The sequence below is a fragment of the Flavobacteriales bacterium genome, from assembly GCA_030584065.1.
Taxonomy (GTDB): domain Bacteria; phylum Bacteroidota; class Bacteroidia; order Flavobacteriales_F; family PHOS-HE28; genus PHOS-HE28.
This window is the reverse complement of the sequence record CP129489.1, coordinates 2022608-2042062: the sequence shown is the minus strand read 5'-3', so window position 1 is coordinate 2042062 and position 19455 is coordinate 2022608. Positions and strand designations below refer to the sequence as shown.

Annotated in this window: 14 protein-coding genes; all 14 read right to left on the bottom strand. The window is 61.9% G+C overall.

Translation table 11 applies throughout. The annotated features are described in order from the left end of the window. Window positions 1-160: 160 nt before the first annotated feature. The 14 genes from QY325_08815 to QY325_08750 all read right to left on the bottom strand — a co-directional run bounded on the left by QY325_08815 (window position 161) and on the right by QY325_08750 (window position 19397). Entirely contained in the window at window positions 161-1960 is a 1800-nt protein-coding gene (locus QY325_08815; protein ID WKZ67970.1) for an ABC-F family ATP-binding cassette domain-containing protein, read from the bottom strand. Then, window positions 1893-2525 carry a hypothetical protein gene (locus QY325_08810; GenBank protein ID WKZ64868.1) on the bottom strand — a complete coding sequence of 211 codons (633 nt, stop codon included), beginning with the start codon at window positions 2523-2525 and terminating at the stop codon, window positions 1893-1895. The genes QY325_08815 and QY325_08810 overlap by 68 nt, the downstream gene beginning before the upstream one ends. A gap of 99 nt (window positions 2526-2624) precedes the next feature. Then, window positions 2625-4292: a hypothetical protein gene (locus QY325_08805; GenBank protein ID WKZ64867.1), complete on the bottom strand. Its 1668-nt coding sequence runs from the start codon at window positions 4290-4292 to the stop codon at window positions 2625-2627. Between the two features lie 3 nt (window positions 4293-4295). Next, complete coding sequence (locus QY325_08800) at window positions 4296-6749, bottom strand: hypothetical protein (GenBank protein WKZ64866.1); 2454 nt, start codon at window positions 6747-6749, stop codon at window positions 4296-4298. Between the two features lie 9 nt (window positions 6750-6758). Beyond that, a complete protein-coding gene (locus QY325_08795; GenBank protein WKZ64865.1) occupies window positions 6759-8000 on the bottom strand; it encodes a T9SS type A sorting domain-containing protein in 1242 nt (413 codons plus the stop codon). 360 nt (window positions 8001-8360) lie between these two features. Then, on the bottom strand, window positions 8361-8633 hold the full coding sequence (locus tag QY325_08790) for a T9SS type A sorting domain-containing protein (protein ID WKZ64864.1): 273 nt from the start codon (window positions 8631-8633) through the stop codon (window positions 8361-8363). Window positions 8634-8717: 84 nt separating this feature from the next. Beyond that, window positions 8718-9977: a T9SS type A sorting domain-containing protein gene (locus tag QY325_08785; protein WKZ64863.1), complete on the bottom strand. Its 1260-nt coding sequence runs from the start codon at window positions 9975-9977 to the stop codon at window positions 8718-8720. A gap of 480 nt (window positions 9978-10457) precedes the next feature. Continuing rightward, window positions 10458-10724, bottom strand: coding sequence for a T9SS type A sorting domain-containing protein (locus QY325_08780; protein ID WKZ64862.1), 267 nt, complete (start codon window positions 10722-10724; stop codon window positions 10458-10460). Window positions 10725-12056: 1332 nt separating this feature from the next. Beyond that, on the bottom strand, window positions 12057-15137 hold the full coding sequence (locus QY325_08775) for a T9SS type A sorting domain-containing protein (protein ID WKZ64861.1): 3081 nt from the start codon (window positions 15135-15137) through the stop codon (window positions 12057-12059). Then, a complete protein-coding gene (locus tag QY325_08770; GenBank protein ID WKZ64860.1) occupies window positions 15137-16456 on the bottom strand; it encodes a hypothetical protein in 1320 nt (439 codons plus the stop codon). The genes QY325_08775 and QY325_08770 overlap by 1 nt, the downstream gene beginning before the upstream one ends. Window positions 16457-16597: 141 nt before the next feature. Beyond that, the gene (locus QY325_08765) at window positions 16598-17575 is read right to left on the bottom strand and encodes a phytanoyl-CoA dioxygenase family protein (protein WKZ64859.1); all 978 of its coding nucleotides are present in this window, start codon (window positions 17573-17575) and stop codon (window positions 16598-16600) included. Window positions 17576-17619: 44 nt separating this feature from the next. Next, window positions 17620-18294 carry an SCO family protein gene (locus QY325_08760; protein ID WKZ64858.1) on the bottom strand — a complete coding sequence of 225 codons (675 nt, stop codon included), beginning with the start codon at window positions 18292-18294 and terminating at the stop codon, window positions 17620-17622. Between the two features lie 3 nt (window positions 18295-18297). Further along, entirely contained in the window at window positions 18298-18996 is a 699-nt protein-coding gene (locus tag QY325_08755) for a DUF2490 domain-containing protein (GenBank protein ID WKZ64857.1), read from the bottom strand. A 2-nt stretch (window positions 18997-18998) separates the two neighbouring features. After that, window positions 18999-19397 carry a hypothetical protein gene (locus QY325_08750; GenBank protein ID WKZ64856.1) on the bottom strand — a complete coding sequence of 133 codons (399 nt, stop codon included), beginning with the start codon at window positions 19395-19397 and terminating at the stop codon, window positions 18999-19001. Window positions 19398-19455: the final 58 nt, after the last annotated feature.

Genomic DNA, 19455 nt, shown 5'->3' with positions numbered 1-19455 from the left:
GCAGCGGATTGCGGGGCGCATCGTGCCATGGTGCGGGCACGAGGCGCGATTCAGGTTAAGGGGCGGTGAAATTATCCGTCCCTGCCTGTGCATCCAAGAACATTCGTCAGGAAAGCGGGATGATGCGCCGCAGCTGCGGCGTGGCGCGGGCTGACCGGCGTCAGCCCTGGTCGCGCTCGCTCAGTTCCAGCCAGCGGTCGGTGAGGCGGTCCAGCTCCTTCATGGCGCGCTCCAGCGCGATGCTGTGCTCCATCATGGCGTGGTGGTCGGCGCCGCCGGCGGCCATGATGGCGAGCAGCTCGGCCTTGCGCGCCTCCAGGCGGGGCATCTCCTTATCGATGCGCTGCAGCTCCAGCCGCTCGGCGTAGGTGAGCTTCTTGCGCGCCGCCGCAGCGGGCTCGCCCGCGGTGGCGGCGGGGGCCGGGGCGGGGCGCGCGTCCTTGCTGCGCTCGCGCGCGGCCTCGGCCTTCTGGGCCTCGCGCAGCTCGGTGTAGCTGCCCACCCACTCCTTGATGGCGCCACCGCCCTGGAACACCAGCAACTTGGTGCAGAGCTTGTCCATGAAGAAGCGGTCGTGGCTCACGATCAGCTGGCAGGCGTCGAGGTCGAGCAGGAAGTCCTCCAGCGCGTTCAGCGTGGGGATGTCCAGGTCGTTGGTGGGCTCGTCGAGGATGAGCACGTTGGGGTTGCGCATGAGCACCATGCACAGGTAGAGGCGCCGCCGCTCGCCGCCGCTGAGGGTTCCGATCTGCTGGTACTGCTGCTCCTTGTCGAAGAGGAAGCGCTCCAGGAGCTGCGAGGCGCTCAGGGTCTTGCCCTTGCTCAAGGGGATCACCTCGGCGATGTCGCGCACGGCCTCGATGATGCGCTGGTCCTCCTTGAAGGGCGGCAGCTGCTGGCCGAAGGTGCCCAGCACCACGGTATCGCCGATGCTCACGGTGCCCTGGTCGGGCTGCATGCGGCCGGTGAGCAGCTCGATGAAGGTGCTCTTGCCGATGCCGTTGGGCCCCACGATGCCGATGCGGTCGCCGCGCTTGAGCGAGTAGCTGAAGCGGGCCACGATGGGGCGGTAGCCCTCGGGCTTGTCGGGCGTGCCGAAGGCCTTGGTGAGGTTGCGCGCCTCGATCACCTTGCCGCCGAGGCGGTCGGTCTTCACCTCCAGCTTCACCTCATCGCGGTCGAAGCGGCGGGTGGCGGCGGCCTTGATGTCCTCGAACTTGTCCAGCCGGCTCTTGCTCTTGGTGCCGCGGGCGCGGGGCATCTTGCGCACCCACTCCAGCTCGCGCTTCATCAGCCCGCGCAGGTGCTGCTGGGTGGCCTCGCGCACCTCGTCGGCCAGGGCCTTCTTCTCCAGGTACCAGGTGTAGTTGCCCTTGTAGCGGGTGAACTTGCCGAACTCCATCTCGATGATCTCGTCGCAGACCTCGTCGAGGAAGTAGCGGTCGTGGGTGACGAGCAGCAGGGTGAGGCCGGGCTGGTTGAGCTCCTCCTCGAGCTGCTCGATCATGTTCAGGTCGAGGTGGTTGGTGGGCTCGTCGAGGATGAGCACATCGGGCCGGTCGATGAGCACCTTGGCCATGGCCAGGCGCTTCTGCTGGCCGCCGCTGAGGGTGTTCACGGGCTGCTCCAGGTCGCGCAGCCCGAAGCGGTGGGCCAGCGCCTTCACGCGGGCCTCGTGGTCCCAGGCCTTCAGCTCCTCCATGCGGTCGATGGCCTGCTGCAGGGCGCGGGGCTCGGCGTGGCGCGCCAGGGCGTGCTCGTAGGCCTTGATGGCGGCGCTCACCGCATCGTCACGGTCCAGCATCTCGTCCACCACGCTGCGGGCGCTGGACATGGCCACGTTCTGGTCGAGGTAGCCCACGCGGATGCCCTTGTTGAAGGTGACGGTGCCCTCATCGGGCTTCTCCACGCCGGCGATGCACTTCAGCAGGGTGCTCTTGCCGGTGCCGTTGCGGGCCACGATGGCCGTCTTCTGGCCCTTCTCCAGGCCGAAGCTCACGTCGCTGAAGAGCTGGCGCGGGCCGTAGCGCTTGCTGAGCTTCTCGACGGAGAGGACATTCATGGGCGGTGGCGGCCGGCGCGGGGGGGGCGCCGCGGCGGCCGGGGCGCGAAGGTCGGCAACCGGCGGCAGGTGGGGCGCAGCGGCCCGGGATCGGCAGGCGGCCGGTGCCTGTGCACCGGCTGCGATCGGGCCACCAGAACACGCGCTCCCAGTGCCAGGTGGTGCCTGCGGCGAACTTGCCGCTGAAGGCGCTGCTCCAGAGTTCATTGTGGAAGGAGACGTCGTAGTTGTGGAGGATCTTCTCCACGTCGTTGCGCCAGAGCACCAGGTTCGGGAAGTTGGGATTCGGGATGGTGAGCTGCGTGTAGTGGTTGTACTCGCCCTGGTTGAAGGGCTTGCGTTCCTGCCAGTCGGACTGCGCTGCGGGGAAGCGGTTCCAGAAGGCTGTGGCATTCCGGAAGCCTTGGTGGATGCGTTCGTCGGTCAGGTCGCGCTCCGCCTGGAGGTCGGGGTACTGTTGCATGGAATCGTCGGGGAAGTTATCCCCGTGGCCGCTGCTCAGCCGGGCGTCTTGCGTTGGCAAATGTGAACCCGTGTCGATAACCACACATTCGCCGTGTGCTCACTCGAACACGATCTTTCCGGTGTACCGCCGCGCCCCAGCAAGGAGCTCCAGATGGTAGAGCCCCTTGGCCTGTGCACGGATATCCACCTCAACCCGGCCTTGCCGATCCAAACGCAATGGCACTGCGTCAACAAGACGGCCCATGTTATCGATGATCCGGAGCTGGACTTCGCTGCCTGGACTGATGGACCCCGGAAGCTCCACTGTGCACGTACCATTGTTCGGATTGGCGTAGATGAGCAGCTCGGTATTGCCGATGACCAGAGAGTTGATCGAATTAATGGCCGGCAGGCTGTCGAACTTGGCCACGAAGAGATCCGGATAGTCCTGTACCGTGGGCAGGAAGGTCTCCGCGCCAATGACCATGGTGCTGTCAAAGTTCGAGCCCACGTAGATGCCATCGCTGTTCACCACCAGCCCGGGGCAATTGCCGAAGCGAACGCGGCCCACGTGGAGGCCATGCAGCACATTGCCCATGCTATCCAGGTGCAGGACGAAATTATCCCGGCTAGTGTTACTAGCTAAAGTCGTGGTGCCCACGTTCAGTTCATCCGCGAAGGTGCCCGTGAAGTAGAAGCTTCCGTCACTTGCCGCTTGCATGGGGCCGAAGCCGATCAAGAAGCCAGGGGAAGGCATATTCTTGGCCCACTTGAAAGTGCCATCCGCGGAATAGCAGGCCAGGAAGTTCGCCGCGCCAACAGCTTCCAGCGTATCCGTTGGTAGGAATAGATCATCATCGTATCTGCCATGGGCTACGAAATCTCCGTTGCTCAATTCCACCCCATCGATGAAACTGGCACTGGTGCTGGAGCCCACGGTTACAACCCAGTGAGCCAGGCCGTTGCCGTCTGAAAGGCAGAGAAACCCATTATCGTACGCGCCGGCATGCGGCAATGGCATGCCCCAAAGTGTATCGTTCTCGGAATATGTACCACAGACAAGCATCCCTGAGCTGGCTGTGCAGCCTCGAAAGACTTGGCCGTGCGCAAGCATGCGCTCGGCAAAGACGAAGCTGCCGTCCGCACCATAGATGGCATGGAAGCCCCCGACTGGAACGCTTACCAACGGATTGATGCTGAAATAGGCATCCCACTCCGAGGCTACGCCGAAGACGTGCAGCTCACCGCTACTGGCCTTCAGTATTTCTCTTACCAGAACATCCTCGCCCAGAATGACCTGCCCCCAAGCTTCAACTCCCAGCTGGTCGTAGGCCGTGATGAAGCCATAACGGAAGACCTGGCAGCTACCCACATACTCAATGCCTCCGAACGTCGCGGTTCCTGAATAAGCGCCCCCAACAACGATTTGCTCCTCATCCGCATCGAACAGTAGACAATAAGCATCGTCGTTTGCGCCGAAATCATCTGTACAAGGGCCACCAATGAGCCGACCCCAGGCAACGGTACCTTCCGGGCTCAGCTTCACTAAGAGCGCATCATCACGCCCTGAGACCTCCATCTGACTCTGGCCCAGGTTAATTGTGCCTGCACTGATGGTCCCTGCTGCGTAGATGCTGCCGTCAGTTCCCCCGGCTAGCAATGTGCCATCCGTACCCAAATTTGGTCCCGAACTGTTGAATTGCCGCAGCCATTCCAGCGCTTGCGATTGGCCGGAGAACGATACGCAGATACACGCGAGCCAGAAGAGGGGACGTAGATCTTTCATCGCTCAGTTCATTTTGACGAATGGTGCAGAGCACGTGGTGTTCTCGAACTCCGCATGCAGTGTGTAGTGACCTGGTGAAATAGCGCTCACCTGAATGCGAATCGGTTGCACAGTTATGATGCCTGTGAGCACAATCGCTCCCTGGTCCGAAACAATCCGATAAGGTGCGCCAGGGGGCAGACCAGAAACCTCAAGGAACTCACCGCAGGGATTTGGCGCAACACGAAGCCCGCATGCGGGGAAGTCCTTGAAACGAAGAACCAGTTGATGCGCGGAATCAGTAGCACGTTTCGCCGATTCATGGTTTATGTGAGGATTGTCCTCAGCGACGAGCATATGCGGATCCCCGCAATCGGGGAAGACATTCTCTGGATGAATGTGAACTTCACTGCCGTGCGCTGCATGGAACTCTGTGGACATATGAATGAATTGTCTGGCGCGCAGATCTCCACTAGCCCCTTGCGAACCATTGCCCTCGTAAGTCACATTGTTCACAAAGAGGGTGCTCCATGCCTTCGGATCATAGCTCTGGCCAATCGGCACGGTGACGCCGGAGGCCTCCGCCGTAAAGGCGAGCTTAGAGCGCGCTAGGGTAAGGGATGATCCGAGCTGTTGCCAGGACTGATAGGACTGGTTTGAAGCGTCACCCGGGCTTGTGGCACCACCGGGCACGTGAACGCGCATCTCATACTTGGACACATACCAGCCGTTGATTACCGGTCCGCGATGGATATTCAACAGGCCTTGGTCATTCGAGATTTGATTTGTCACAATCTCATGCACGGGATCGTTAGAGGCGTCGGAGTATATCAGCTTCGTCCAACCCACGGCGTGTGTTATGGCCTGGCCGTCCTGATCAATTAAGTTCACGGTTCCCAACACGGTACCACTGCTCAGTGAGCCATTGAACTTGCCGCGATGGTAATCGGCTGGAGGGGTGGGAAGGGAGCTGGGGGCTGAGGCGAGTGAGTAAGTGCTGAACGTGCCAGCAACAAGCTTGTCTTCCCAAGGAATCGGCGGATTGGCGTTTTCATCGCCATACTTGAGTGCACCGTAGAAGTTAGCGCGGTAGACCCCTTGCCAGTGTTGAATGTTGCTGGGTGTTGGAGGTGAGGGCGGAGTTAGATTCGCCGCACGGCCGTTCTGGAATCCCCACCAAGAGTATCCGGAACCCAGGTACGCTCGTGTGGCCGTCATGGTCTGGGAGGCATAGGCGGATTGTTGCGATTCGGGCCCGTCTCGCCAGGGCGGATAGTCATGGGCGGGGTCGTCGACCAGATGATGGTTGAAAGGGTCGTCAAAATTGTCGTCGTTGGAATCCTCGGCGCTGAATGAGGTTTCGCCGATGATGAAGGGCATAGGAATCGCAGCACCGTGCCAGTCGGACTGCGCTGCGGGGAAGCGGTTCCAGAAGGCTGTGGCATTCCGGAAGCCTTGGTGGATGCGTTCGTCGGTCAGGTCGCGCTCCGCCTGGAGGTCGGGGTACAGGCCCAGGTGCGCATCGATGAGGTCCACCTCGGGGTTGGTGAGGGGCGCGTAGAAGCTCTCGGCGGCCGGCATGCCGGGGTCGTTCATGGCATAGCTGGCCAGGAAGAGCTTGTTCTCGCCCAAGGGCGATCGGGCGGGGTGCTCAGGGTCCTGCGTGCCGCGCACGAAGCGGGCCATGTCGCCGAACCATGCGCTGATGGTATCGGGCAGCTGCGCATCGGCGGCCCAGGCGCCGTCGTTCTCGTTGCAGTTGCCGTCGATGGTGTCCGTGCGGTAGGTGAGGAGCTGGTCGATCTCGTTGAAGGGTTCGAGGGCGGCGATGTTCACCGACCAGCCCCAGCGGCTCATCATGTACTTGTACTTGCGCTTCCAGTAATAGAACACGCCCTTGGTGTAGCGGTCGGGGTGGCCCTCGCCGTAGGTGTAGAAGAACTTCCGCATGTTGAAGCGCTGGGGCGGCGGCAGGGGGTTGGGCTCGATGAAGGCGAGCCAGTAGGCGTTGGCGCCCCAGCCGAGGCTCTCGAAGTTGATCCCCGGCGGGTAGGCATCCACGCAGACCTGCAGGTAGATGTTGCTGGCGCGGGCGCAGTCGATCATCTGGTCGAAGGCCCAGCACTGGTACTGGCAGTTGCCCCGGAAGGAGGGCGCATTGCCATTGGCGCAGGCCGGCTGCGACCGGTACTGGTCGTAGACCCCGAGGTTCACGTATTCGGGCGAGAAGATCTTCTCCAGGAGGTACATGCGCAGGTAATTGCCACCCACGGCATGCAGGCGCTCCATGGTCTCCTGGAAGTTGCGGTGGTCGCGCTTGATGTAGGTGACGCCCGGCGGGACGACGCCTGCCCCGAAGCTGCCGTGGTTGATGTTGGCCATGTTGGTGCCCAGGCCGAAGAAGGGTGTCTCAGACCGCTGCAGGGTCTCCCGAGGAACGAGGGGACCCTGCACATAGGGGTGCGCCGGACTGCCCATGCCCTAAAGCTATTCCACCACCACCCGCTCGTAGCAACTGCCCTCCTGATCCGTGAAGCGGATGACGTAAGTGCCAGCTCCGAAGCACGTTAGATCCACTTCTTCCGTTTCGTGGCCCTTGGGCAAGGAGCGCTGGAACAAGAGCTTGCCCATGGCATCGTACACGCTGTAGTAGCTATCGCGCAGCAGGGGATCGGGGAACTCCACGGTGATGCGGCCGGGGGTGGGGTTGGGGCGGACGGAAATGGAGCGGCTGCGCGGCATCGTAAGAGGCATGCCCGTGGTGAAGGTGCAGCCGTCGTATGAGGGGACCATACTCGAGTCCAGTATGCTGTCCGTGAACGCCATCGGCGTGGCTGTGGCGATGCCGCTGATGATGTTCAGCACTACCGTGCTATCTACTGGGAATAGGTCCATTATTTCTATGGACGGCACTCTCTGCCAGCAGTTGAAATAGCCCAATGAGTCCGCTTTATAGATGAAACTCATTCCAGAGTAAGGACCGGGCATATCGCCATAGATCAAGCCACTGATCATGTAGCCCCCATCGGAACTGGCCTGTAGGTCCTGGGTTACGTAGGTATAGTTGTTCCGTCCTACGGATCGCGTCCAGAGGGTGTCGCCGTTCAGGTCCGTTTTCATCAGGTAGGGCCTGAACCAATCGTGCTGGTTCGGTGGCCCCAGGGTGGCGAGCACCGCGTACTGGCCGTCCAAGGTGCGCTCGATCACCGCATCGCGGCGGGTGTACCAGAGGTTGGTGGTGCTTCTGTAGCCCTTGCACCAGAGCACATCGCCCTCGCCATTGAGCTTCATCATGAAGAGCTTCGGGTTGTATCCCGGCGGCAGTGGCGTGAAGATCGGATCCGTGGTACCCGTGCTGTCGGTATAGCCCACCAGTACAAAGGAGCCGTCCGGTTCGATGATGGCATCGCTCACCACGCCCCGTGGCCGTATGTAGCTCCTGCTCCATAGCACTTCGCCTGCAGCGTTCATGCGGGCCACCACCACACCCGCCGTTTGCATGTTGATGCCTGCCAAGAGATCGCCATTCGGCAGTTCTTTGAAGAAGCTGAAGGCACCCGCGTCCATGAGGCGCTTGGACCAGACGGGGTCCAATGTGCCGTCCACGCGCAGCGCGAAGGGACCATAATACCTGCCCCAAACGATCGCACCACTATCCGCTGTGGGTAGCAACCCTTTGGTAATGCCATTGCAAACCCCGGTATTCAACACATAGCGTTTCATTGTCATGATCGCTCCCACTGTATCCATAAGCCCGATGACAGGCTCTTCATAACCGCCAGAACCAAACGAACATGGAACACCCCACGTTGCAGAAGCGAAGAGCACCCGGTCGCCACCCACGTACTTCATGTTCTGCAAACCGTAAACAACATTGGTCTCAATATAGGACATGGAATGGTTGATATACCCATTACCGTCAATGACATGCGAATGCCCCATATTGACCAGGTTGTTCCCACTGGGTAACTCATTGATCTCAAAGCCAAAGCTCGGACCAGACTGGTACATTCGCATGAAGTTAGATTGCGCGTTGACAGTAAACGCAATGAACAAACACAGCCCAAGTAGCAGCCTTCGTTCCATGGCTCAGTAGATGATGAGTTGTTTGGCCTTAGCCCTGAGGCCATCCGATGCACGCACCCAATAGGCGCCCTGTGATAGGCGCAAATGCGGGAACTGCACCAAGCCACCCGTTATGTTGCCGTAGCGAGCCACCAGCCGTCCTGTGAGGTCCATGATGGCGATATCCTTGGGGCTATCATCTTGAAAGCGTAGGGTGAACTCGCTCCGCGTGGGATTGGGATAAATCATGAAATCCCAGCCACCCGTGATAGGGATCTCCGGTTCGTCAGCTTCCATCAAGCTCTCAGACCGCTGCAGGGTCTCCCGAGGAACGAGGGGACCCTGCACATAGGGGTGCGCCGGACTGCCCATGCCCTAAAGCTACTCCACCACCACCCGTTCGTAGCAGCTCCCCTCCCTATCCGTGAACCGGATCACGTAGGTGCCCGCCCCGAAGCGCGATAGATCCACCTCCTCCGTTTCGCGGCCCGGCGGCAGCGGGCGCTGGAACAGGAGCTTGCCCAGCGCATCGTACACGCTATAATAGCTCTCGGCCATGAGCGGGTCATTGAACTGCACGGTGAATTGGCCCGGAGTGGGGTTCGGATACACGCGGAAGCCGCTGGGCCGCATCCCCGTGTGCTCCATGCCGGTTGAGCAGCCATCGATGATGGTGATGGGCGGGTTCTCCGCCTCGGTGATGAAGGCCGGATGGGCCGTGGCGCCATCGATGCTGGTGAGGGTGAAGCTGCTGTCGGTAGGGAAGAGATCCACGATGGTGGTGGCGTGCCAGCGGTTGTAGCACGGCAGGTAGCCCAGGGAGTCGGTCTTGAAGATGAACATGTCAGGGCTGTTGCTCAGGCTCTGCCCGTTGTACAGGATGCCGCCGTCGGAGCACACCGTCATGTTGATGATGTCGTGCACATGGCCCTCGCGGCCCGCCGAGCGTGTCCACAGCGTGTCGCCGTTGTGGTCCAGCTTCATCAGCTGGGGCCGGTAGCCGAAGGGGTGGTTGAGGCCGCCGATGTTGCCCAGCAGGATGTAGTTGCCATCATGGTGCCGCTCGATGCGCGCGCCCGGGCGCGTGTACCACCGGTAGGGCGCTATGTCGTAACCCTTGCACCAGAGCACCTCGCCGTCGCCGCTGAGCTTCATCACGAAGAGCTTGGGCCAGTAGTCGGGCGGCAGGGGGTCGAGGAATCCGGGAGCGGCGAGGCTGTCGGTGAAGCCGGTGATGATGAAAGAGCCATCGTCCTCGATGAGGGCGTCGGCGATCATGCCCTTGGGGCGGAAGTAGCTCTTCAGCCAGAGGAAATTGCCCTCGGCATCCATGCGGCCCACGGCGACGCCAGCCGTATCCATGTTGACGCCCGCCAAAAGGTCGCCGTTGGCGAGCTCCTTGATGAAGCGGATACTACCGTTCGTAGTATGGCTGAATCTCCTTGCCCAAGCAATATCTCCTGTCTGCTCCGCCCTTAGCACAAAGAAGAACTTGTCGAAGCCCCATAGAATCACACTTCCATCACTAGTGAGAACAGCATCACCTGCATAGTTGGAGCAGTATTCTGCATTCAGTTCGTAATACGAGGAGACAGGAATACTCCCATCCGAAACCACCTTGAACCACGCAGGGTAATTCATTCCCCATTGGCTCACAGGACAAGTTCCCTTCCGGTAAGTTCCAACTGCGAGTATCGCGCCGTCCGGTGTCGGTTTAACAGCCTGAATTCCGAGCAACGTATCCACCTCGAAGCGCACCGTTTGTTCTATGATTGCTTCGCTATTCAGAATCGAGAACCCTGAATTGTTCGCCAATGCGATCAGGATTCTATCTTCAGCTAATTGATGCATGCTGAATTTGGATGCGCCAACCGCGCTCGTGTACTTGATGAAGCCCTGCTGCGCCTGCATAAGCGATGCTGGCAACACAACCACGACGGAGAATAACAACCGATTCATCATGGCTCAATGCACTAAGAGTTTTTTTGTGGCGCTGAATGTGCCATCCGTTGCGCGCACCCAGTAGGCGCCGCGCGCAAGGCCCTCAGACCGCTGCAGGGTCTCCCGAGGAACGAGGGGACCCTGCACATAGGGGGGCGCCGGACTGCCCATGCCCTAAAGCTACTCCACCACCACCCGTTCGTAGCAGCTCCCCTCCTTATCCGTGAACCGGACCACATAGGTGCCGCGCCCGAAGCGCGAGAGGTCCACCTCCTCGGTCTCCTTGCCCTGGGGCAAGGGCCGTTGGAAGAGCAACTTGCCCATGGTGTCGTACACGCTGTAGTAGCTCTCGGCCATCAGGGGGTCGGGGAAGGAGAGGGTGAAGTGGCCGGTGTTGGGGTTGGGGCGGATGGACATGGGCGCGCGGCGCTCCATGCGGGGGGGCATGTTGGTGGCGAAGGTGCAACCATCGTAGGTTGCAAGAGAAGCTAATGTCGTATCGCTCACGTAAGCTTCATGCGTTGTGATGCCATCTATCGGCGTAAGCGTTACACTGCTATCGGTGGGGAAAAGTTCTAAGGTCTCAATTGAATGATGCTCATCCCAACAGGGAAACCGACCTAAGGAATCAGCTTTGAAAACATACGGCGCACCCGACCAGCCTCCAGGAAGGTCGCCCTGTATACTGCCATTAATCATGAAGCCTCCGTCTGCTGTCTCAAGTAGATCAGACACGTAGTGCAAGTAACCATTGTGGCCCACGGCGTTGGACCATAGCGTATCGCCATTGAAATTCAACTTCAGTAACAAGGGCCGGGAAGGCAGGTTGTATCCTGCGGTTCCCAACGTTACTGCAATGACGAAGTTCCCATCCAAGGATCGTATTAATCGTGACCACCTTGGTGTATGCCAGTAGTAAGGCGCACTATCGAAACCACGGCACCATTGGACTGTTCCATCTCCGCTCAGTTTCATCATGAAGAGCTTTGGTTGAAATGCCGCTGGTAATGGTATGAACATGCTGGTGGTGGTGCTGTCCGTGAAGCCGGTAACAATTAACGAACCATCCGGATCTACGTAGGCGTCGTGTATTACGCCATTCGGTCGGAAGTATGACTTGCTCCAAACGAGGTTGCCTTGAGTATCAAATCGCGCCACCGATGCTCCTCCCTCCCGAAGATTAATGCCAGCGATGAGGTCCCCATTGGGGAGCTCCTTCATGAAATGGATCCCACCATCCTCCGCAAAGCGCCGCCCCCAAAGCGCGTTCAGGTCCGCATCGACCCTGAACGCATAAAAATTGGTATCCCGACCCCATATCATCGCACCAGAGTCGCTCAGAACGACCAGGTCGCCCGCACGGGTGAGGCATCCGGCAGGCGCCAGCCTATAATGCTTGAAGGAGGAGATGTTCCCCAAGCTGTCCATCCGCCCGAGGGCGGGATGGGTGAATGGCACGGTAGTACTCCCGAATGAATTGCACGAGTCCTTGCGATAAAGACAAAGGAACAAATAGTTGTTCTCTGTGATAGGACGAATGGACTGCATCGTCAACACCGAATCTCCCCAGAAGCAATTAGAGTACACAAAATCGCCGGACGAGTTCAGTATTGTAATGCCCGGATAGATGGCCATCGAGGTAAGGATGTTACCACTTGGGAGTTCGACAAGATTGCGCTTATAGGCTCCTGTTGCCAAGTAGATCTTCTCAAAAGTGGGCTGCGCTTGTGAAACACAAGCCAACGAAATGGTAACCACTGCGATACTTGATCTCATGGTTTAACGGATTATCATTTTCTTGACCTTCATGTTGTCGCCCGATGTGACATGCACCCAATAAGCTCCCTTGGCGAGTGGGCCTATTGGTATCTGGAGCATCAGGGTAACAATGTTCTGGTGTCGCGCTACTATCCGACCGGAAACATCAAGCAATGCCACATCCTTGTTTGTGTCATCCGCGAAACTCAGAGTGAGCAAGTCGCGAGTGGGGTTGGGGTAGAGCGAGAAGTCCCAGTCTGTGTCCGTTTCGGTTTCAACAGCGTCTTGGGCGAGGCTTTTCACGAAAGGACCAGGCGTGATCACAAATGCATAATCAGCATGCAGTGTATCCAAGTAGTTGTTGTCCACACCGTTGAACTCACCATCCAGGTTGATGACGATGTCGCCATTGGCATCGCTCTGCAGCGTACTGGGGAATTCGCTGTCTTGCGGAAGGTCCGTGGCACCGATGCGCGTGGGGAACCAAGTGATGTAATGCGAATGCAGCGGAAAGAATCCAGAGAGCGTGATGCTTGCTGAATCAGGGGCGGTGCACCCCAGGAAGTTCTCATTGCCCGCCCCGCTCATCACATAGAAGCTCTTGGCCACCGAGGCGTTGCGGTTATGCACCCAGCCAATAGCGGTGCTCTGGTCGCTCCTTAGGTAGTACGCCTCCAAGGGGTTGATACCGTCCGAATCATCGTCATCAAAGAACTCGTTCGGGGTGAAAGCGCCAGAGAATATTCCGAGATCTTGTATACTTGGGCGGTTCAAGAAATCCGCAATTGCTTGAAAATGGTGATGAATTGGACGATTGGCGATTGGGATTGGAATACCTAAGCCTAAATCCAAATTATTGGTGCCAGGGTAATGATTTGTGAATAGTCCAATTTGTTCATTGTTCAGGTCATCCTCTGGTGGGAGGGGCATCGCATCCTCCCACCAGAATACCCGCTCCCAGTGCCAGGTGGTTCCTGCGGCGAACTTGCCGCTGAAGGCGCTGCTCCATAGCTCGTTGTGGAAGGAGACGTCGTAGTTGTGGAAGATCTTCTCCACATCGTTGCGCCAGAGCACCAGGTTCGGGAAGTTGGGATTCGGGATGGTGAACTGCGTGTAGTGGTTGTACTCGCCCTGGTTGAAGGGCTTGCGTTCCTGCCAGTCGGACTGCGCTGCGGGGAAGCGGTTCCAGAAGGCTGTGGCATTCCGGATGCCTTGGTGGATGCGTTCGTCGGTCAGGTCGCGCTCCGCCTGGAGGTCGGGGTACAGGCCCAGGTGCGCATCGATGAGGTCCACCTCGGGGTTGGTGAGGGGCGCATAGAAGCTCTCGGCGGCCGGCATGCCGGGGTCGTTCATGGCATAGCTGGCCAGGAAGAGCTTGTTCTCGCCCAAGGGCGATCGGGCGGGGTGCTCAGGGTCCTGCGTGCCGCGCACGAAGCGGGCCATGTCGCCGAACCATGCGCTGATGGTATCGGGCAGCTGCGCATCGGCGGCCCAGGCGCCGTCGTTCTCGTTGCAGTTGCCGTCGATGGTGTCCGTGCGGTAGGTGAGGAGCTGGTCGATCTCGTTGAAGGGTTCGAGGGCGGCGATGTTCACCGACCAGCCCCAGCGGCTCATCATGTACTTGTACTTGCGCTTCCAGTAATAGAACACGCCCTTGGTGTAGCGGTCGGGGTGGCCCTCGCCGTAGGTGTAGAAGAACTTCCGCATGTTGAAGCGCTGGGGCGGCGGCAGGGGGTTGGGCTCGATGAAGGCGAGCCAGTAGGCGTTGGCGCCCCAGCCGAGGCTCTCGAAGTTGATCCCCGGCGGGTAGGCATCCACGCAGACCTGCAGGTAGATGTTGTTGGCGCGGGCGCAGTCGATCATCTGGTCGAAGGCCCAGCACTGGTACTGGCAGTTGCCCCGGAAGGAGGGCGCATTGCCATTGGCGCAGGCCGGCTGCGACCGGTACTGGTCGTAGACCCCGAGGTTCACGTATTCGGGCGAGAAGATCTTCTCCAGGAGGTACATGCGCAGGTAATTGCCACCCACGGCATGCAGGCGCTCCATGGTCTCCTGGAAGTTGCGGTGGTCGCGCTTGATGTAGGTGACGCCCGGCGGGACGACGCCTGCCCCGAAGCTGCCGTGGTTGATGTTGGCCATGTTGGTGCCCAGGCCGAAGAAGGGTGTCTCGTCGCCCTGCAGCGCCGGATCGCCTTGGAATTGCAGGTGGCGGCGGTTGGCGGCATTCACCTGCAAGTAGCCGTTGTTGTCGGCCAGCGGTGGCATGCACTGCAGGCCGAAGCCCGTGTGGAGCAGTTCGGGGAGCGTCGCCCCCTGGGCATCGGAGGTAAGCGGTGCCTTCGCGGAGATCCTGAAGCTCCATGCGCCTTCCTGGTCCGGCGCGAAGCGGAAACGCACGGCGTAAGGTTGGAGCGGGCTGCCGGTGCCCTCGATCAGCCAGGCCATGTCGGGGTCGGATACGGTGGAGTCCCAGGTGGCCTCGCGCGTGAAGAAGCCCCAGCGCATGGTGCTCGACCCATCGGGCCGCGTAAGGGTCATCACCAGCTGCAGCGAGTCGTCCGCGTAGGGATTGAGGTCGTGTACGGGGTCCGTGTTGCCGGGGGCGCTGAGGTAGGGATCATTCGGATGGGGATAGTAGTGGTGGAAGAAGCTGTCGATCGCCGCCTGATAGATGGCCGGCAGCCGCAAGCCCAGCTCCACCTTCTCCCATTTGTGCACATGCACCACGTTGTCCTCGATGCTGCCATAGGGGCTGCTGCCATCGGGTGCCGGGCTGATGATGACCAGGTCGGCGGGCTGGCCGAGTCCTTCATCGATGCGCGCCCTGAAGCGCCCCTGGTTCACCGCGAATCCGCCGGCGTGGAAGCCGGGCCGCAGGCGCACCGATGCCGCGGAGACGAACTCGGCGTCGGCGGTGCCCGAGATGTCAACGGGCAGGTGGGGCGCGCCGGGCGAGAGGATGCGGTTGGAGACCGCGTACTGGTGCGTGCCATCGGTCCACGCCGCATCCTGGATGGTCAGTTCGGGATAGGGCATCTGGGCCGCGGCGTGCATGGCGATCAGCGCGGCCAGCGATCCTGCTATCTGCCGGTGCGCGCGCATCACTTCGACGCTTCAAGTGCGCCCAATCGCTGCTCCAGGCGCTCCAGCCGCTCCTCCAGCTGCAGGATGTAGAGCGCCTGCTCCTCCACGGTGCGCGTGAGCCGGTGGGCCAGCTCGCCCAGGGGCAGGCCGCCCTTCGCCCCGAGCTCCTTGGCCGAGGGCACGTGGGGCAGGTGGCTGTGGCGCTTGACGAATGCCCGCAGCGCGCTCAGCGGCATCAGGCGGTAGCCTTCGGCGAACACGAAGTCGGGCCAGGGGCCGAGCTTCACCAGCACATCGTTGGTGGCGATGCCGTCGGCCACGTAGAGCCGGTAGCCCTCCACCGGGCCGGCAGGTGGCGCCGTGCCGATGCCCACCTTGCCGGAGGTGGTGATGACCATGCGCTCCTCGCCGCCGGTGATGAAGTAGAGGTTGTGGTTGCTGCGCGTGCCGAGCAAGGGCATGTCCTCTGCGCATAGATCGTCGAAATCGTTGCCTTGGGTTTCCCAGAAGGGCGTCAACTGGTCGAGGTTGTAGCAGGGCACCCCCGGGGGTTTGGGCGGTATTTCCGGCGGGAATCCGCCTCCGCGCAGGGTACCATCGGCGTCGATGTACACCGGACCGGGCGCGAATGCGTCACCGGAGAGCCGCACCTGGCCCTCGCTGGTGAGGCGGAGCCGCTCGGCGCCGTTGCTCTTGAGCACCACGTCCTGTTCGTCAAGGGTGCCGAAGAAGTGGAGGCTGTCGCTGGTGTTCGCGTTGCCCACCATGGTCCAGTCGCGCCGCTCGGGCTGGGTGAGGATGATGGTCTCCGACTCGGCCACGCATCCGTTGGCATCGGTGACGGCCACGCGGAAGCGTTGAGCGCCCAGCCCGGTCCGCTGCTGCGTGTAGGTGCCGTCGCCCCAATCGTAGGCATAGGGTGCAACGCCGTGCGTCACCGTAACCTCGATGCTGCCATTGAAGCACTCGTGGCAGCTGATGTTGAAGCCGTTGGGATAGCTGTTCGGCACGGCGGCCACGCGCATGGCGGTGGGCTCCACCAGGGTGATCTGCGCGCCGGCCGTCAGGGAATCGGCATCGCGCACATCGAGCCGGTAGTAGCCGGCGGGTATCGCGCTGAGGTCCTCCGTGGTGGCGCCGTTGGACCAGAAGTAGGCGTAGGGCGGCGTGCCGCCGGAAACCGTGGCGTTGATGGCCCCGTCCTTCAGCCCGAAGCAGGAGATGCCGTAGCCGTTGTAGTCCGAGGGCGCCAGGCTGACGGTGAGCTGGGCAGCGCCTTCAGCGGCGGCCATGATCAGCAGCGCTGCAGCCAGCCAGCGCCCGTGAACCGTGAACATGGTGGTAGGGTTTGGGGCAATCGAATGTAATCGGCCCGCACCGGATATGCAAGGCGTGTTGAGAACCTGCCGTTGCCGGACAAGCTGCCCAGGGGAACTGCACCTCAGGCTCAGGCCAGGCTCCGGTTCAATGCAGCGCCCTCAGTGCCCGTCCTCGTCCATCATGGCCGGGCGCTGGGTGAGCTCGTGGTAGCAGAGCACATCCTGGGCGAAGCAGTGGATGACCATGCTCTTGCGGCTGGCGTGCGGGGTGGCCATGGGCTTGCCGCCGTGCAGCAGGTTGGCGTGCCAGAGCAGCACATCGCCGGGCTGGGCGTGGAATTCGGTGGCGGGGAAGCCGCCCTGCCGGATGGCCTGCGCGATGGCCTCCTCGTAGCGGGCGTAGGCATCGTCGCCGATCACGTAGCGGTTGCCGCCGTGGTCGTAGCCGTCGTTGAGCAGGTAGGGGAGCCTGTGGCTGCCGGGGTGGTACACGAGGCAGCCATTGTCGGCGGTGATGGGCTCCAGGGCGATCCACGCGGCGATCATGTAGCCGAGCGGGTGGGTGGTCATGTGGATGCTGTCGCTGTGGGCGCGCTGCTCGCTGCCGGTGAGGAAGTTGATGCTCTGGAAGACGCGCACCTTGCGGCCGAGGAGGAAGTCCATCACGTCGAGGATGCGGCGGTCGTGCGTGGCGCGGCGCAGCAGCTCGCTGTGGCGGAAGGCGAACATGATCTTGCGGCCGGTGAAGTTGAAGTCGACCACCTTGTCGCGGATCAGGCGGTCCACCTCGGCGTTGATGGCGGCCACCTCCTCGGCGCTGAAGAGGCCGCGCAGCACCACATAGCCGTCGTGCGGCCAGCGGAGCAGGGCCTGCTGCACGTCCGGTGGAAAGGCGTGCAGGCCCGGGGCGGCGGCCAGGCGCTGCGCAGCGTCGGGCCCGTCGAGCCAGGGCGTCTCCACGGGCCCCTGGGGCATGTGGGCGCTGTTGATGGGCAGCAGCACGCTGCGGTGCACGCCGTACTTGCGGTACATGCGCCGCGTGTGGGCCAGGCGCCGCAGGTTGAAGAGGTTGAGCAGCACGTAGCTCGCCTTGAGCTTCCGCAGGGTGCCGTAGTAGCGGTCGAGCAGCTTGCGCATGGCCGAAAAGTAGGCGGCCGCCCCGGAGCGCGGGCTGCCGCGGCTCAGTTGCGGTGCTCCGGCTGCTCCTGCAGCAGCCGGCCGATGTCGCCGATGAGGCGGTCCACCTCGTCGGCCCGGGTGCCGTCGTAGAAGCCACGGATGCGCCGCAGGGGGTCCACCAGCACGAAGTTCTCGGTGTGCACGAAGTCCTGCGCGCCGCCGTCGCCCTCATCGAGGCAGGCGAAGTAGCTGCGGCGGGCCAGGGCGTAGATCTGTGCGCGGTCGCCGGTGAGGAAGCGCCACCGCTCGGGGTCGGCGCCGTGCAGTGCGGCGTAGTCGGCGAGCACGGGCACGCTGTCCATCTCGGGGGTCACCGAGTGGGAGAGGATGAGCAGGCGCGGCTCTTGGCGGAAGGCCTCCTGCACGCGCTCGAGGTTGGCGGTCATCTTGGGGCAGATGGTGGCGCAGGTGGTGAAGAAGAAGTCGGCCACGATGATGCGGCCCTCGGCATCGGCCAGGGTGACGGTGCGCCCCTGCTGGTCCACCAGGGAGAAGTCGCTGATGCGGTGCTCGCCCTCGTGCTTGCGCACGGCGGGGTCCACCAGGCGCGGATCGAGCTGCCGGGGGTGGAACACGGGCAGCGCATCGGAGGGGCGGATGATGAGGTAGGCGGCGCCGATGAGTGCGGCGGTGATGGCGGCGAAGGCGGCCAGGCGGATGAGCAGCGGGCGTTTCACGCCTCAAAGATCGCGCAGGCTGAGCCCATAGGTCACCGAGGCGATCCAGCGGTGGGTGGGCCAGGCGATGTCGCGCTCGCGGTCGTGCACCAGTGCGGCCGAGAGGCTGTGCGCCTTGGAGAAGGCGTAGGAGGTACCCACGGACCAGCGGGTGCCGAAGTAGCTCCAGCCCTTGTAGCCGGCCCAGGTGAAGAACTCCACGCTCACCTCGGGGTCGAGCTTCCACTTGCGGAAGTCGTAGCCGAGGCGGAAGCGGTTGCGCAGCACCTCGCGCTGGCCGCCGAAGGGGATGTAGGTGTGCTGGTACACGAAGCGGTACTCGCCGGTGAAGCGGTCGATCTCGTGGCTGGCCTCGGCCTGCAGGATGCTGCGGTGGCGCAGGCCGGTCTGCGCGGAGCGGGCGGCGAAGCGGTGCTCGAAGGCCACGTTGAGCCAGCTGGCCGCCTTGTACCGCAGGTTCACGTCCAGGTAGGTCTGGCGGCCGGCGAAGAAGACGTCGGCGCTGCGGTAGCCGAGCTCGGCGCGCAGGCGGAAGCGCTTGTAGCGGTCGCCGAGGGGGTCCTTCAGGAATCCCGGCAGGCGCCCGGTGGCGGCCACCGAGAGCCAGAGCTCCTGGCGGCGCTCCGGGCGCAGCGGCTCCTGCGCGGAGGCCGAGAGGGCCGCCAGCAGCAGGGCGGTGATCAGCAGGGAGCGGCCGCGCATCCTCAGTAGTTGCGCACGGTGATGCGGCCCACGTTCACCACATCCTTGCGGCTGGTGACCTCGGTGTTGAGGTAGATGCCCTCGGTGCAGTTGATGTAGGCGTTGCACTCACTGATCACGTAGATGCGGTAGTCGCCCTGGCGCAGCCAGGCGAAGCGGAACTCGCCGTTGGGCCCGGTGCGGGTGTCGTCATCGGCATACTGGCCGTCGCCATAGATGATGTAGACGCGCGCCTCCGCCAGCGGGTAGGGGTCGCCCTGGGGGTTGCCGCTGGAGGCGCCGTAGCGCTGCTCGTACACGAAGCCGCGGATCTCGGCGCGGCCGCCTTCGCCGGGCTCCTTGCGGCAGGCGGTGAGCAGCAGGGGGAGGGCCAGGAGCACTGGCAGCAGTGAACGGAGCATCACGCGGAGGTTAAGGGACCGTAAATGTAGAAGCGGGACGCGCACGAGCGGGTCATGG